The sequence below is a fragment of the Caballeronia sp. INML2 genome, assembly GCF_023631365.1.
GTDB classification, from domain to species: Bacteria; Pseudomonadota; Gammaproteobacteria; order Burkholderiales; family Burkholderiaceae; genus Caballeronia; species Caballeronia turbans.
Genome location: NZ_JALQDH010000023.1, coordinates 251625 through 265989, shown reverse-complemented (window position 1 = coordinate 265989; position 14365 = coordinate 251625). Strand labels below are relative to the sequence as shown.

The 14365-nt window shown below is 63.3% G+C and carries 17 protein-coding genes; 15 read left to right on the top strand and 2 right to left on the bottom strand.

What is annotated here, in order from left to right:
- The first annotated feature begins 10 nt into the window (after positions 1–10).
- Complete coding sequence (locus tag NCT32_RS09715) at positions 11–973, top strand: S49 family peptidase (protein WP_061120534.1); 963 nt, start codon at positions 11–13, stop codon at positions 971–973.
- Here NCT32_RS09715 and NCT32_RS09710 read toward each other — a convergent pair whose 3' ends face one another.
- Entirely contained in the window at positions 974–1693 is a 720-nt protein-coding gene (locus NCT32_RS09710) for an SAM-dependent methyltransferase (RefSeq protein WP_061120535.1), read from the bottom strand. It abuts the gene before it with no gap.
- Positions 1690–2310, bottom strand: coding sequence for a Maf-like protein (locus tag NCT32_RS09705; protein ID WP_061120536.1), 621 nt, complete (start codon positions 2308–2310; stop codon positions 1690–1692). Before NCT32_RS09705 ends, NCT32_RS09710 begins: the two co-directional genes overlap by 4 nt.
- Positions 2311–2650: 340 nt before the next feature.
- On the opposite strand from NCT32_RS09705, the gene NCT32_RS09700 reads away from it, so the two are divergent.
- The 14 genes from NCT32_RS09700 to NCT32_RS09635 all read left to right on the top strand — a co-directional run bounded on the left by NCT32_RS09700 (position 2651) and on the right by NCT32_RS09635 (position 14314).
- Positions 2651–3274 carry a DUF177 domain-containing protein gene (locus tag NCT32_RS09700; RefSeq protein ID WP_061120537.1) on the top strand — a complete coding sequence of 208 codons (624 nt, stop codon included), beginning with the start codon at positions 2651–2653 and terminating at the stop codon, positions 3272–3274.
- A gap of 119 nt (positions 3275–3393) precedes the next feature.
- Complete coding sequence (gene rpmF, locus NCT32_RS09695; protein ID WP_035501683.1) at positions 3394–3573, top strand: 50S ribosomal protein L32; 180 nt, start codon at positions 3394–3396, stop codon at positions 3571–3573.
- 138 nt (positions 3574–3711) lie between these two features.
- Entirely contained in the window at positions 3712–4872 is a 1161-nt protein-coding gene (plsX, locus tag NCT32_RS09690) for a phosphate acyltransferase PlsX (protein ID WP_061120538.1), read from the top strand.
- A complete protein-coding gene (locus NCT32_RS09685) occupies positions 4872–5861 on the top strand; it encodes a beta-ketoacyl-ACP synthase III (RefSeq protein ID WP_061120539.1) in 990 nt (329 codons plus the stop codon). Before plsX ends, NCT32_RS09685 begins: the two co-directional genes overlap by 1 nt.
- Positions 5862–5992: 131 nt before the next feature.
- Positions 5993–6925, top strand: a complete 933-nt coding sequence (gene fabD / locus NCT32_RS09680) for an ACP S-malonyltransferase (protein WP_061120564.1) — start codon at positions 5993–5995, stop codon at positions 6923–6925.
- A gap of 11 nt (positions 6926–6936) precedes the next feature.
- The gene (gene fabG / locus NCT32_RS09675; protein WP_061120540.1) at positions 6937–7677 is read left to right on the top strand and encodes a 3-oxoacyl-ACP reductase FabG; all 741 of its coding nucleotides are present in this window, start codon (positions 6937–6939) and stop codon (positions 7675–7677) included.
- A 248-nt stretch (positions 7678–7925) separates the two neighbouring features.
- Positions 7926–8165, top strand: a complete 240-nt coding sequence (gene acpP, locus NCT32_RS09670) for an acyl carrier protein (RefSeq protein ID WP_004197638.1) — start codon at positions 7926–7928, stop codon at positions 8163–8165.
- Between the two features lie 142 nt (positions 8166–8307).
- Complete coding sequence (fabF, locus tag NCT32_RS09665) at positions 8308–9546, top strand: beta-ketoacyl-ACP synthase II (RefSeq protein WP_061120541.1); 1239 nt, start codon at positions 8308–8310, stop codon at positions 9544–9546.
- 31 nt (positions 9547–9577) lie between these two features.
- On the top strand, positions 9578–10045 hold the full coding sequence (locus tag NCT32_RS09660) for a protein YgfX (RefSeq protein WP_061120542.1): 468 nt from the start codon (positions 9578–9580) through the stop codon (positions 10043–10045).
- 95 nt (positions 10046–10140) lie between these two features.
- Entirely contained in the window at positions 10141–10740 is a 600-nt protein-coding gene (gene rpoE / locus NCT32_RS09655; protein ID WP_035501673.1) for an RNA polymerase sigma factor RpoE, read from the top strand.
- 81 nt (positions 10741–10821) lie between these two features.
- Complete coding sequence (locus NCT32_RS09650; RefSeq protein ID WP_061120565.1) at positions 10822–11445, top strand: sigma-E factor negative regulatory protein; 624 nt, start codon at positions 10822–10824, stop codon at positions 11443–11445.
- A 4-nt stretch (positions 11446–11449) separates the two neighbouring features.
- Positions 11450–12493, top strand: coding sequence for a MucB/RseB C-terminal domain-containing protein (locus NCT32_RS09645; protein ID WP_061120566.1), 1044 nt, complete (start codon positions 11450–11452; stop codon positions 12491–12493).
- A gap of 20 nt (positions 12494–12513) precedes the next feature.
- Complete coding sequence (locus tag NCT32_RS09640) at positions 12514–14049, top strand: DegQ family serine endoprotease (RefSeq protein ID WP_061120543.1); 1536 nt, start codon at positions 12514–12516, stop codon at positions 14047–14049.
- A 4-nt stretch (positions 14050–14053) separates the two neighbouring features.
- Complete coding sequence (locus NCT32_RS09635; protein ID WP_061120544.1) at positions 14054–14314, top strand: glutaredoxin family protein; 261 nt, start codon at positions 14054–14056, stop codon at positions 14312–14314.
- Positions 14315–14365 lie beyond the last annotated feature (51 nt).

Below are 14365 nucleotides of genomic sequence, written 5' to 3'. Positions count from 1 at the left end.
TTCATCACGCATGTCCGACAACCTTCCGCCGCGCGGCAACGACAATTGGGAGCGCGACGCGCTCGAACGCATCGCGCTTGCCGCCATCCGCGAGCAGCGCGCCGCGCGGCGCTGGCGTATCTTCTTTCGCTTCGTGTTTCTTGGCGTGATCGGGCTGATCGCGTGGGGCGTGTTCGATTTCACCGGCGAGCGCGTCGCGAAGGCGGGCAAGCACACGGCGCTCATCGACCTGCAAGGCGAAATCTCCGCGAACAGCAATGCGAGCGCCGACAACATCGACGGGGCGCTTCAGAGCGCGTTCGAGGACGAAAACACGGCGGGGGTGATCCTGCGCATCAACAGCCCGGGCGGCAGTCCGGTACAGGCGGGCATCATCAACGGTGAGATCCGGCGGCTGCGTACGAAGTACCCGAAGACGCCGCTGTACGTGGTCGTCGACGACATGTGCGCCTCGGGCGGCTATTACGTCGCGGCGGCGGCCGACAAGATTTACGTCGATCGCGCGAGCATCGTCGGCTCGATCGGCGTGCTGATGGACGGATTCGGCTTCACCGGCCTGATGGACAAGCTGGGCATCCAGCGCCGCATGCACACATCGGGCGCGAACAAGGGTGCGTTCGATCCGTTCTCGCCCGAATCGCCCGCCATGAACGCGCACGCACAGGAGATGCTCGATCAGATCCACACGCAATTCATCGACGCGGTGAAGCTGGGACGCGGGAAACGTCTGAAGGACGACCCGGAGCTCTTCTCCGGGATGTTCTGGACGGGCGAGAAAAGCGTCGAGCTCGGTCTCGCGGATGGTTTCGGCGATGCCAGCTACGTGGCGCGCGAGATCGTCAAGCAGCCGGATATCGTCGATTACACGCAGAAGGAGAGCATCAGCGAGCGTGTCGTGAAGCGCTTCGGCGCCTCGGTCGGCGATGCCGCCGTGCGCGCGCTCACGCTCGGCGGCAAGCCACAGTTGCGCTGATTACGACGCGAGCAACAGAAAAATCGCCGGACGCTTGTGCAGGTCCGGCGCGGTTTGTTTCTTCCAGTCGGCTGCGGTGCGCGTGACGATGGTTTCGCCCGGGAGCGTCAAGTCGACGGCGACGCAAATCAGCGTCGACGGCGCGCAGGTCGCGATCAGCGTGTCGAGCATCGCGCGGTTCCGATAGGGCGTCTCGATGAAGATTTGCGTCTGATTGGCTTTGCGCGATAGCTGTTCCAGCTCGCGCAGCCGCTTGCCGCGCTCGCCGGCATCGACGGGCAGATAGCCGTTGAACGCAAAGCTCTGGCCGTTCATGCCCGACGCCATCAACGCAAGCAGAATCGAACTCGGACCGACGAACGGCACGACTTTCACGCCGCGCTGATGCGCGCGCCGCACGAGCAGCGCGCCGGGATCGGCTACGGCAGGGCAGCCGGCTTCGGAGACGAGACCTGCGTCGGTGCCGGCCAGAATCGGCGCCAGAAGCTTGTCGATGTCGGCGGGCGGCGTGTTGACATTCAGCTCGCGCACGTCGATTTCCTGAATCGGCCGCTGCGTGCCCACTTTTTTCAGAAAAGCGCGCGTCGTTTTCGCGTTCTCTCCGATGTAATACGCGAGCGCAGCCGCCTGCGCGCGCACCGGTTCGGGCAGGACGTGCGCGAGCGCGTCGGCGTCGCCTTCGCCGAGCGTATTCGGGATCAGATACAGAACGCCGCTCATGCCGCCCCCAGAACCGGATATCCGGCGTTCACCAGCATGCCGGTCAGCGCGATCAGCGGCAAACCGATCAGCGCGGTCGGATCGTTCGAATCGATGGCTTCGAGAAGCGCGATGCCGAGGCCTTCGGCCTTCGCGCTGCCGGCGCAGTCGTATGGCGTTTCTACGCGCAAGTACGTCTCTATCTGCGCGTCTGAATAGCGGCGAAACCGCACGCGTGTGATGACGTCGGCGGATTGCGCGTTGCCCGTGCGGCTGTCGAACAGGCATAGCGCACTATGAAATTCCACGCTGCGGCCGCGCATCGCCTGTAGCTGTGCGACGGCTTTTTCGTGCGTGCCGGGCTTGCCGATCTGCTTGCCGTCGAAGGTCGCCACCTGGTCGGAGCCGATCACGAGCGCGCCGCCCCCGTGGCCATCGATGCGCTCGGCCGCGGCACGCGCCTTGGCGATCGACAGCCGCACGGCGGTCGCCTCGGGGGTCTCGCCGGCGAGCGGCATCTCGTCGATATTCGGCGAGACGACATCGAAAGGAATGCGCAGGCGCTCGAGCAACTCGCGCCGATAAGGTGAACTGGACGCCAGAATGAGGCGCAGCGGCGTTTTCAAAGCTTCGGACATGGAGCGGATCCGGCAAAAAGGGGTGTAAAAACGACGGACGGCAGGTCCGCCCTTAAGTATTTGACTCGAAAGAATAAAGCCGATATGATTTTGGGCTTTTCATCGGTACTTGCGCGGCGAACTTGCCTGCTCGGGCCGATGAGCCCGGTAGAAGAAGCGGGGCAGAGGCAAGCAGAAGCAGAAGCGCTTTCAGCTGAAAATGCCTGGCAGCACGCCAAGAAGCACGAATGTCGGCCCGATGCAAATTCGGGCAAGCCACGCGTGGTCCGGTGTAGCATCGCGGTGCATACTGAGCACTCACCGGAAGCACTAACCCAGCAAGGCCCAAGCAGGAGCGCACATGACTCAGAATCCTGGCAAACCTGTGAGCCCCGCCGATCTGCGCGCGCTCGACATTTACGACTTCGCCAAAAGCGGCAGGCAAGCGGCCGGCGCGCTGCGCTTGTCGCAGATGCCGCGCATGTTAGCCGAAGTGCCGGCGGAAGCGCCAGACCGCGACACCGTGTTCACCTGGCAGGGCGAGGGCTCGACCCAGCCGGAACTGCAGGACGACGGCACGGAGGCGCCGCAGCCGTATCTGCGCCTTGCGGTGCACGGCTCGGTGTGGCTCATGTGTCAGCGCTGTCTTCAGCCGTATTCGCAACATCTCGATGTCGACGCAACGTATCGGATCGTGGCGACGGAAGAAGAAGCGGACGAATTTCCGCTCGACGACGATGAAGTCGAAGTGATCGTAGGCTCGCGCCAGTTCGATCTCGTCGACTTGATCGAAGAGGAATTGTTGTTGTCCTTGCCGCTCGTGCCCAAGCACAACGTGTGTCCCGAGATCCACGAAAGCTTGCTTCCGGGCGCTGCGGACGACGAGCCGGATGAAGGCGGTGCGCAGGAAGCGGACGAAAAACCGAATCCTTTTGCCGTGCTGGAGAAGCTGAAGCAGGGCGGATCCGACAACAAGAAGCACTGAAATGGTTTTGTAGCACGCAACAAACTGGTAGCGCGATGTGCGCACCCGATGGCCGAACGGCCGAGGGCTGTCGGCGGATCGGGCTGTGTTAGAATTCGCAAAATTTTTCTGGAGTAATCATGGCAGTTCAGCAAAACAAGAAGTCGCCGTCGAAGCGCGGCATGCACCGTTCCCACGACTTCCTCACGACGGCTCCGCTGGCTGTCGAGCCGAGCACGGGTGAAGTGCATCTGCGCCACCACGTGAGCCCGAACGGCTACTATCGTGGCAAGAAAGTCATCAAGACGAAGAACGACTAAGCGTTCGTCGACGCCTGATGCGCCCGTCGTAACCGTTTTGCGGGCACGCGGGCGCAACTCGCTCTTGACACTTTCCCGGTACGACGAGAAGGCGGCATTTCACTGCCGCTTTTTTGTGCCCGAAATTCGTCGCATTCCATGACTGTAAAGATAACCATCGACTGCATGGGAGGCGACCACGGTCCGGCCGTGACCGTTCCCGCTGCCGTCAATTTCGTGCGCTCGCATCCCGACGCGCACCTGATGCTCGTCGGTCTCGAGCAGCCCATTCGCGCTCAGCTGAAAAAGTCGAAGGCCGTCGATGAGCCGCGCCTGACCGTCGTTCCCGCAAGCGAAGTCGTCGCGATGGACGACCCCGTCGAAGTGGCGCTGCGCAAGAAAAAAGATTCGTCGATGCGCGTCGCGCTCAACCTCGTGAAGGAAGGGGAGGCGCAGACCTGCATTTCCGCCGGAAACACCGGGGCGCTCATGGCGGTTTCCCGCTATGTGCTGAAGACGCTCGCCGGTATCGAGCGTCCCGCCATCGCGTTCGCGATGCCGAGCCAGAAGGGTTACACCACCGTGCTCGACCTCGGCGCCAACGTCGATTGCGAACCCGAACATCTGCTTCAGTTCGCGGAAATGGGCCACGCGCTCGTATCGGCGATCGAAGGCCGCGAGCGGCCCACCATCGGCCTGCTCAACATCGGCGAAGAAGTCATCAAGGGCAACGAAACGATCAAGCGCGCGGGCGAGCTCCTGCGCGCGAGCACGCTCAACTTCTACGGCAACGTCGAAGGCAACGACATCTATAAAGGTACGACCGATGTCGTCGTGTGCGACGGTTTCGTCGGCAATGTCGCGCTGAAGACTTCCGAAGGTCTCGCGAAGATGCTCGCCGACATCATCAAGGAAGAGTTCAGCCGCTCGTTCGCTTCGAGGGCGATGGCGCTCGTTGCGCTGCCCGTGCTCAAGCGATTCAAGAAGCGTGTCGATCCCGCGCAATATAACGGCGCGGCATTGCTCGGCCTGCGCGGGCTCGTCATTAAAAGCCACGGTTCGGCCGAGGCCTTCGGGTTTGAGTGGGCTATCAAACGCGGGTATGATGCCGTCAAAAATGGCGTGCTCGAACGCCTGGTGCGCGCGATGGAAGAGAATGCGCCCGCCGCGCGCGAGGCCGACGCGACCGTTTTCGCGGCGAGTGCGCCGGCTGCGGCGGATCAATCGATCCAGCAGCCCGCTTCACAGCCCGCTTCCCAGCCCAACTCGCAGCCGAACCCGCCGGGCGAGTCCGGTACTGCTCTACACTCGAAGGCATAATGGCTCAATCCAATCTTTACTCTCGCGTGCTGGGCACCGGCAGTTACCTGCCGTCCGAGCGCGTCACGAATCAGGACTTGGCGGACCGTCTCGCGAAGCAGGGCGTCGAGACGAACGACGAATGGATCGTCGCGCGCACCGGGATTCACGCCCGTCATTTTGCGGCTCCGAATCAAACTACCAGCGATCTCGCGCTCATCGCGTCGCAGAAAGCGATCGAGGCAGCCGGCATCGATCCTCAATCGATCGATCTGATCATCGTCGCCACATCCACGCCGGACTTCGTGTTTCCGAGCACCGCCTGCCTGCTGCAGAACAAGCTCGGCATCAAGAACAACGGCGCGGCGTTCGACGTACAAGCCGTGTGCTCAGGTTTCGCGTACGGCGTCGCGACCGCGGACAGTTTCATTCGCAGCGGCCTTAACCGCACCGCGCTCGTCGTCGGCGCCGAGACGTTCTCGCGCATCCTCGATTTCAACGATCGCACCACGTGCGTGCTGTTCGGCGACGGCGCCGGCGCGGTCGTGATGCAGGCGTCCGAAGAGCCGGGCGTGCTGTCGAGCGCCCTGCACGCGGACGGTAGCTATTCCGACATTCTCTGCACGCCGGGCAACGTGAACGGCGGGGTGATCGAAGGCAGTGCGTTCCTGCACATGGATGGTCAGGCCGTGTTCAAGCTTGCGGTCAACGTGCTGGAAAAGGTGGCGCTCGAAGCGCTCGACAAGGCGAAGCTCGCACCGGAAGACATCGACTGGCTGATCCCGCATCAGGCCAATATCCGCATCATGCAGAGCACCTGCCGCAAGCTGCATCTGCCGCCGGAACGCATGGTCGTGACGGTCGGCGAGCACGGGAACACGTCGGCGGCATCGATTCCGCTCGCGTTCGACGTCGCAGTGCGCGACGGCCGCATCAAGCGCGGCGACAACGTGCTCATCGAAGGCGTGGGCGGCGGCTTCACGTGGGGCGCGTCGGTCATCCGTTACTGATCGTTCATCGATTCCCTCTACTCATTCGCAACTGATCCCTTCGTCACGATAGCCGCCGCGCGCCGCATGCGCGCGTGGCGCGTGCACAGACACCGACGACATCGCGGATCATTCCAATCAACGAGGACGATATGAAATTTGCGTTCGTTTTCCCCGGACAGGGCTCGCAATCGGTCGGCATGCTCAACGCCTTTGCCGATCACGCCATCGTGCGCGAAACGGTGCAGCAGGCATCCGACGCGCTCGGCCAGGATCTCGGCAAGCTGATCGCCGAAGGCCCCGCCGAAGAATTGAATCTGACGACGAACACGCAGCCCGTTATGCTGACCGCGGCCTACGCAATCTACCGCGTATGGGAAAAGGAAACGGGTCTGAAGCCGGCGCTCGTCGCGGGTCACAGTCTCGGCGAATATACGGCGCTCGTCGCGGCCGGCGCGCTCGCATTCACGGACGCCGTGCCGCTCGTGCGTTTCCGCGCGCAGGCGATGCAAAGCGCCGTGCCGGTGGGCGAAGGCGGCATGGCCGCGATTCTCGGCCTCGACGACGACACCGTGCGCGCCGTGTGCGCGGAGGCGTCGTCGGCGGGTGTCGTCGAAGCGGTGAACTTCAACGCGCCCGCGCAAGTGGTGATCGCGGGTTCGAAGGCGGCGGTCGAGAAGGCGTGCGAAGTGGCCAAGGCAAAGGGCGCGAAGCGCGCGCTGCCGCTGCCGGTGTCGGCGCCGTTCCATTCGTCCCTGCTGAAGCCTGCATCGGACCAGTTGCGCGCCTATCTTGCGAAGGTCGAGATCAAGGTGCCGCAGATTCCGCTGATCAATAACGTCGATGTCGCGATCGTCTCCGATCCGGTCGCGATCAAGGACGCGCTCGTGCGCCAGGCCGCCGGTCCGGTGCGCTGGGTGGAATGCGTCCAGGCGATGGCGAAAGAGGGCGTCACGCACGTCATCGAATGCGGTCCGGGCAAGGTGCTCGCGGGTCTGACCAAGCGTATCGACGGCAATCTCGTCGGCGGCTCGGTCTTCGACCCGGCATCGCTCGAGGAAACGCGCAAACTGATCGCTGGCTGAGGAACAACGACATGAGTCTGCAGAATCAAGTAGCAATCGTCACGGGCGCGTCGCGCGGCATCGGACGCGCGATCGCGCTCGAACTCGCGAAGCAGGGCGCGACGGTCATCGGCACGGCAACGAGCGAAAGCGGCGCGGCCGGCATCAGCGAAGCGTTGCAGCAAGCCGGCGGCAAGGGCCGCGGCGCGGTGCTGAACGTGAACGACGCGGCCGCGGCGGATGCGTTCATCGACGGCATCGTGAAGGAATTCGGCGCGCTGAACGTGCTCGTCAATAACGCGGGCATCACGAAGGATCAGCTCGCGATGCGCATGAAGGACGACGAATTCGACGCCGTCATCGACACGAACCTGCGCGCGGTCTTCCGTCTGTCGCGGGCCGTGCTGCGCCCGATGATGAAGGCGCGCGGCGGGCGGATCATCAACATCACGTCCGTGGTCGGTTCGTCGGGCAATCCGGGTCAGGCCAATTACGCCGCGGCGAAGGCCGGCGTCGCGGGCATGACGCGCGCGCTCGCGCGTGAAATCGGCAGCCGCGGCATCACCGTGAACTGCATCGCACCGGGTTTCATCGACACGGACATGACCAAGGTGCTGCCGGAAGAGCAGCGCACCGCGCTGACCGCGCAGATACCACTTGGCCGACTGGGCGCGCCGGAAGATATCGCGCATGCTGTGGCGTTCCTGGCATCGCCTTTTGCCGGCTACATCACGGGCACCACGCTGCACGTGAACGGCGGCATGTACATGTAACGCCTTAATAGGCATTTCGCTGAATTTCGCTTAATATCCGCGCCGGGACGGGCGCGCGAAATGCTCAAGAAGCTTCGTGCGCACCGCTTCAGCGCGGCAGTGACAAATTGATGCGACTGCGGCGACAGCCCTCTTGATGAAGGGCGTCGGACGACGGAGCATGGAACTGACGCGCCGTATTTTGCGGGTCCAAACCTGATAAAATGCGCGCACTCGTATTTTTGAACTTTTTTCCCTCGGAGGGCTGCATGGACAACATCGAACAGCGCGTGAAGAAGATCGTCGCCGAACAACTGGGCGTGGCGGAAGCCGAAATCAAGAACGAAGCATCGTTCGTGAACGATCTGGGCGCTGACTCGCTCGATACGGTCGAACTCGTGATGGCGCTGGAAGACGAATTCGGCATGGAAATTCCCGATGAAGAGGCCGAAAAGATCACCACGGTTCAGCAAGCGATCGATTACGCTCGCGCGAACGTCAAGGCCTGAGGCCGGACGCGCCAGCGACTCATCGCTCAACCAGTTGATGCATCGTCGCTGCAAACCGATTTGACAGCCACAGGGCACACAGGGCGTTTCCTGTGGCCGCTGTGGCTTTTGTTTTTCGTCATTCTATGGATAAGGGGTTACCGTGAGCCGTCGTCGAGTTGTTGTTACAGGCCTGGGGCTCGTTTCGCCTGTCGGCAATACTGTTGCCGACGGCTGGGCCAATCTGGTCGCGGGCAAGTCGGGCATCGCCAATATCACGAAGTTCGATGCGACGAACTTCTCCACGCGTTTCGCCGGCGAGGTGAAGGGCTTCAACATCGAAGACTACATGCCCGCCAAAGAGGCGCGCCATATGGATACCTTCATCCATTACGGCTTTGCCGCGGGCGTCCAGGCCGTGCAGGACAGCGGCCTCGAGATCACCGATGAGAACTCGGAGCGCGTGGGCGTCGTGGTCGGCTCGGGCATCGGCGGTCTGCCGATGATCGAAATCACGCAGACCGAGCTGCTCAATCGCGGCCCGCGCCGCATTTCGCCGTTCTTCGTGCCGGCATCGATCATCAACATGATCTCCGGCCATCTGTCGATCCGCTTCGGCCTGAAGGGCCCGAACCTGTCGATGGTCACGGCCTGCACCACCGGCCTGCATTGCATCGGCGAGGCGTCGCGCCTGATCGAATACGGCGATGCGGATGTCATGATCGCCGGGGGCGCGGAAGCGACGGTTTCCCCGCTCGGCATCGGCGGCTTCGCGGCGGCGCGCGCGCTTTCGCAACGCAACGACGATCCCGCGACGGCGAGCCGCCCGTGGGATACCGACCGCGACGGCTTCGTGCTCGGTGAAGGCGCGGGCGTGATGGTGCTCGAAGAGTACGAGCACGCGAAAAAGCGCGGCGCGAAGATCTATGCCGAGGTGCTCGGTTACGGCATGAGCGGCGACGCGTACCACATGACCGCGCCGCCGGAAGACGGTGACGGTGGCCGCCGCGCGATGGTCAACGCGATGAAGAACGCGCGCATCAATGCGGACGAGGTGAACTACGTCAACGCGCACGGCACGTCGACGCCGCTCGGCGACATCGCCGAGACGATCGGCATCACGCGCGCGCTCGGCGATCAGGCAAAGAAGGTCGTCGTGAACTCCACGAAGTCGATGACGGGTCACCTGCTGGGCGGCGCGGGCGGTCTGGAGTCGGTGTTCACTGTGCTTGCGATCCACAATCAGGTGTCGCCGCCGACCATCAACATCTTCAACCAGGATCCGAAGTGCGACCTGGACTACTGCGCGAACACGGCGCGGGAAATGAAGATCGACGTAGCGGTGAAGAACTCGTTCGGCTTCGGCGGCACGAACGGCTCCCTCGTCTTCAAGCGCCACTGAGCACGGCGCGCTCGTCATCAAGGGAATCGATATGGCGGGCGCGCGGGAAGATCGGCCGCATCGGGAAATCGGCACTACGCCGGGCGTCGCGATGCGGCCGTCGCGTTTTCTGCTGGGCGCGATGCTCGGATTCGCGGGTGTCGTGGGCGCGTCGGTGTTTCAGTGTGTCCTCGCGCACGCCGAACACGCCGGGCATGCATCGGTGGCCTGCGCGGCGACGTTGGCGGTGCTTGCGCTCGCGTCGTATCGGTGGATGCGGGCTCAGCCTTCGGCCATCGGCCTTCTGTCGGACGGCCTCACGATCCGGAGCCGGACCGGGGCGGTGCGGTACACGCGCATCGCGGGATGCGCGCAATGGAGTGGACAACTCCTCGTCCTGACGGTTCTGGACACGCGTGAGCGGCGCGAAACGCTCGTCGTCGCTGCCGATTCCGTCGATTCCGATACCTTTCGGCAACTCTCGGTGCAGGCCCGCCGCGCCGCAGCTTCCCACCTGTAACGACTGTAACGGCACATGAGCGTACCGGTTGCCTTAAAGGCGGTAACGCTACAATAGCCCTCCGCGCAACACCCAAAGTTAAACGGATTTCACAGGTGAGCGAAAAAGAAATCGACCAATTGCTGGTCGAGCGTGTCCAGAAAGGTGACAAGGCCGCGTTCGAACTGCTGGTCGCCAAATACCACCGCAAGATCATTCGACTGATCTCGCGCCTCGTGCGCGACCCCGCCGAGGTCGAGGACGTCGCGCAGGACGCCTTCATCAAGGCCTACCGTGCGCTGCCGCAATTTCGGGGTGAATCTGCGTTCTATACCTGGCTCTACCGGATTGCCGTCAACACGGCGAAGAACTACCTTGCGACACAGGGCCGCCGCGCTCCCACTTCTACCGAGGCCGATGCTGAAGAAGCGGAAACTTTCTCCGACGCGGACCAACTAAGGGATATCAACACGCCTGAGTCGATGTTGATGAGCAAGCAGATCGCCGAAACGGTCAATGCTGCGATGGCGCTGTTGCCGGAGGAATTGCGCACTGCCATCACGCTCAGGGAAATTGAAGGTCTGAGTTACGAGGAAATCGCTGAAATGATGGATTGCCCGATCGGCACCGTCAGATCGAGAATTTTTCGTGCTCGCGAAGCCATTGCGGCAAAATTGCGTCCGTTGTTGGACACTCCCGAAGGCAAGCGCTGGTAGGCAGCGGAAATCCTAGGGGCAGGGACGCGATATCTGGGTTGGTGGTGTCACAACGGGGTGTGGTCAAGGATGGGGAGCATCATGGGGTCGGTCTCGATGCAGAATCAAACACAGGCGGGTTTGCGCGGCGAGCGCATGTCGGCGTTCGTCGACGGTGAATCGCTCGAAGAAATGGGCGGTGTCAGCCAGTTTCTCGCGGACCTGAAAAGCGACGAACGTGCAGCGTGGTCGGCCTATCACCTGATCGGCGACGCCCTGCGTTCCGACGATCTCGCGGTCAGCCCGGCGCGCAGCAGTGCGTTCATGGCCGCATTCTCCGAGCGCTTCGAAGCCGAAGCGCATGTGCTTGCTCCAGCCGCGGCGGCGAAAGCGCGGGGCGGCGTGCTGCGCCGTCGCGTGATGCCGGCCTTTGCGGTGGCCGCGGCCGCCGCCACACTGACGTGGATCGTCGTGCCGCAACTGCAAGGCGTGGGCGGCCGAGCCGACACCCAGGTGGCGAGCGTCGCACCGGCGGATTCGATGCAGCGCGTCGCGCTCGCGTCGGTGCCCGCGGCAACCACGCGCACGCCGATCGTGGAAGCGAACATCATCCGCGACGCGGATCTCGATCAATACCTCGAAGCGCATCAGCAATTCTCCCAGCAGCCTTCGATGCCCGGTTCCATGCCTTTGATTCGCGCGGCGGCTACGTCGCAGGGCCAATAATTTGATGCTGAATGTGCGGTTGAATAAAACAAGATACTGGGGGCGGCTGCCGGCGTTGATGCTCTGCGCAGCCGCGTTGTTGACGGCGGCATCGGGTTCCTACGCCCAGGGAGACGATCCCGCCGCTGTTCGCAAGACAGCCGCCAGCCTGCTCAACCGCATTCATGAAGCGGCACAGCAGCAGAATTACGAAGGGACGTTTGTCTATCAACGCGGCGCGACGGTTCAATCGTCGCGTATCACGCATGTCGCGACGCGCGGCGACGGCGAATACGAATCGCTCGAAAGTCTCGATGGCGCGCCGCGCAAGATGCTGCGTCACGACGACGACATGTTCACGTTCGTGCCGGAACGGCATCTTCTCGTCGTCGAGCATCGGCAGAACCGGGATTCTTTCCCCGCGCTGCTCGCAACCAGCGGCGACCAGGTGCTCGGGGTCTACGAGCCGAAGCTTCTGGGCAACGATCGTGTCGCGGGCGTGGACAGCCAGGTGCTGGAACTCGATCCGAAAGATTCCTGGCGATTCGCCTACAAACTCTGGGCCGACGCGAAAACCGGCTTGCTGCTGCGCGCGCAGACGCTCGATCCGGACGGTCAGGTGCTCGAACAGCTTTCATTCTCGCAAGTGCGCATCGGCGGGCCGATCGACAAGGCGCCGATCGCGAACGGCATCCGCGGCACGTCGGGCTGGACCATCGTGCGGCCGCCCGTTCAGCCGGTCGACATGGAAGCGCAAGGCTGGCAACTGACGCCGAATATCGCGGGTTTTCGCAAGATTCGCGAGCTTCGCCGTCCGATGGCGTCGAGCCAGCAGGGCCAACCGCCGATTCCGGTCGATCAGGCCGTGTTTTCGGATGGCCTCGCGACGATCTCCGTTTTCGTCGAGCCGGTCGAAAAAAATACGCGCAAGGAAGGCGCGGGCAATAGCGGCGCCACGCATGTTTTGGTGAAGCGCCGCGGGGATTTCTGGATCACCTTGCTGGGCGAAGTGCCGCAAGCCACATTGCAGCAATTTGCTTCTACCATAGAATACAAGCCTTCCAAGTAATCCAGATCCCGGCCTTACATATGAGCAACTTCTCGCTGCGCAAGTTCATCGCGGCCGCGGCGCTCGCCGTGTGCCTGCCGTTCGTATCGCAATCTGCGTCAGCGGCGCCCACGGTGAACCTGCCGGACTTCACGACGCTCGTCGACAAGGTGGGGCCCTCGGTCGTGAACATTCGCACGACCTCGCGCGTTGGTTCGAGCAGCGACCTGCGCGGTCTGCCGCCGGGCCTCGATGAAGGCGATATGTCCGAGTTCTTTCGCCGCTTCTTTGGCATTCCGATGCCCGGCCAGCCTCCGCGCGGCGGCGGTGGCGGCAACAACGGCGGCGGTGGCAGCGGCGGCGACCAGGGCAAGGGCGGTAGCCGCAGCGCGCCCGACGACAACCAGGACAACTCGGAGCAAAGCAGCGGCGTCGGCTCGGGCTTCATCCTGTCCACCGATGGTTACGTGATGACCAACGCGCACGTCGTCGACGATGCGGACACCATCTACGTCACGCTCACCGACAAACGCGAATTCAAGGCGCGGCTCGTCGGCGTGGACGAGCGCACGGACGTGGCCGTCGTGAAGATCAGCGCGACGAATCTGCCGGCGATCACCATCGGCGATTCGAACAAGGTGCGCGTCGGCGAGTGGGTGCTCGCAATTGGTTCGCCGTTCGGCCTGGACAACACGGTGACCGCGGGCATCGTCAGCGCGAAGGGCCGTGACACGGGCGATTACCTGCCGTTCATTCAGACCGATGTCGCCGTGAATCCGGGCAACTCGGGCGGTCCGCTCATCAACATGGCGGGCGAGGTGATCGGTATCAATTCTCAAATCTACAGCCGCACGGGCGGCTTCATGGGCATCTCGTTCGCGATTCCGATCGACGAAGCGATGCGCGTGGCGGATCAGCTGAAGGCGTCGGGCAAAGTCGTGCGTGGGCGCATCGCGGTGGCGATTGGCGAAGTGACAAAGGATGTCGCGGATTCGCTCGGGCTGCCGAAGGCGCAGGGCGCACTCGTTTCTAGCGTCGAATCGGGCGGTCCGGCCGACCGGGCGGGCGTGCAGCCGGGCGACATCATCCTGAAGTTCAACGGCCAGAACGTCGAGACCGCGACCGATCTGCCCCGCATGGTCGGCGACACCAAGCCCGGTACCAAGACCACGCTGACGGTCTGGCGCAAGGGCCAGACGCGCGATCTGTCTGTCGTCGTGGCTGAAATGCAGCCGGACAAGGTCGCGAAGACCGAGCAGAAGAAGGCGCCGCAACCGAAGGAGCGCGCGAGTAATTCGCTCGGGATGGCGGTAAGCGACATTCCGGCCGACCAGAAGAAGGCGCTCAAGCTGTCGAGCGGCGTTCAGATCGATGCCGTCGAAGGGCCGGCGGCGCGCGCAGGCTTCCAGAAGGGCGACATCATCATGCGCATCGGCGATACGGATATCACGAGCGCGAAGCAGTTCCAGGAAGTCGCGCAAGGTCTGGACGCCAGCAAGATGGTCGCCATTCTCGTGCGTCGCGGCGACAACACGCAGTTCGTGCCGCTGCGCCCGCGCGTGCCGGCGCAGAAGTAAGCGCATGACGTCGTCTTCGGGCGCGCCTTTTGTGCTGTACGGGCGCGCCTGGTGTCATCTCTGCGAGGAGATGCGGGCCGAACTGGAGCCGATCGCCGCGCGGCACGGTATGGCGATCGAATGGATCGATATCGACGAAGATCCGCTGCTGGAGGCGCGCTACGACGAGCGCGTGCCCGTGCTCACGCTCGACGGCGTCGAGTTGTGCCAGTACCGGCTCGATCTTCGCGCCGTGTACGCGGTGCTCGGCGCGCGTGAGCCGTAAGTGCGGCAAAGGCGAAATCCGCCGGGCCACCCCCGTTTTCGGCTAAAATGC

Excerpts from the sequence above, each read along its gene's own strand:
- NCT32_RS09715 (WP_061120534.1), top strand. The coding sequence starts at position 11 with ATGTCCGACAACCTTCCGCCGCGCGGCAACGACAATTGGGAGCGCGAC.
- NCT32_RS09710 (WP_061120535.1), bottom strand. The coding sequence starts at position 1,693 with ATGAGCGGCGTTCTGTATCTGATCCCGAATACGCTCGGCGAAGGCGAC.
- NCT32_RS09705 (WP_061120536.1), bottom strand. The coding sequence starts at position 2,310 with ATGTCCGAAGCTTTGAAAACGCCGCTGCGCCTCATTCTGGCGTCCAGT.
- NCT32_RS09700 (WP_061120537.1), top strand. The coding sequence starts at position 2,651 with ATGACTCAGAATCCTGGCAAACCTGTGAGCCCCGCCGATCTGCGCGCG.
- rpmF (WP_035501683.1), top strand. The coding sequence starts at position 3,394 with ATGGCAGTTCAGCAAAACAAGAAGTCGCCGTCGAAGCGCGGCATGCAC.
- plsX (WP_061120538.1), top strand. The coding sequence starts at position 3,712 with ATGACTGTAAAGATAACCATCGACTGCATGGGAGGCGACCACGGTCCG.
- NCT32_RS09685 (WP_061120539.1), top strand. The coding sequence starts at position 4,872 with ATGGCTCAATCCAATCTTTACTCTCGCGTGCTGGGCACCGGCAGTTAC.
- fabD (WP_061120564.1), top strand. The coding sequence starts at position 5,993 with ATGAAATTTGCGTTCGTTTTCCCCGGACAGGGCTCGCAATCGGTCGGC.
- fabG (WP_061120540.1), top strand. The coding sequence starts at position 6,937 with ATGAGTCTGCAGAATCAAGTAGCAATCGTCACGGGCGCGTCGCGCGGC.
- acpP (WP_004197638.1), top strand. The coding sequence starts at position 7,926 with ATGGACAACATCGAACAGCGCGTGAAGAAGATCGTCGCCGAACAACTG.
- NCT32_RS09660 (WP_061120542.1), top strand. The coding sequence starts at position 9,578 with ATGGCGGGCGCGCGGGAAGATCGGCCGCATCGGGAAATCGGCACTACG.
- NCT32_RS09650 (WP_061120565.1), top strand. The coding sequence starts at position 10,822 with ATGGGGTCGGTCTCGATGCAGAATCAAACACAGGCGGGTTTGCGCGGC.
- NCT32_RS09645 (WP_061120566.1), top strand. The coding sequence starts at position 11,450 with ATGCTGAATGTGCGGTTGAATAAAACAAGATACTGGGGGCGGCTGCCG.
- NCT32_RS09640 (WP_061120543.1), top strand. The coding sequence starts at position 12,514 with ATGAGCAACTTCTCGCTGCGCAAGTTCATCGCGGCCGCGGCGCTCGCC.
- NCT32_RS09635 (WP_061120544.1), top strand. The coding sequence starts at position 14,054 with ATGACGTCGTCTTCGGGCGCGCCTTTTGTGCTGTACGGGCGCGCCTGG.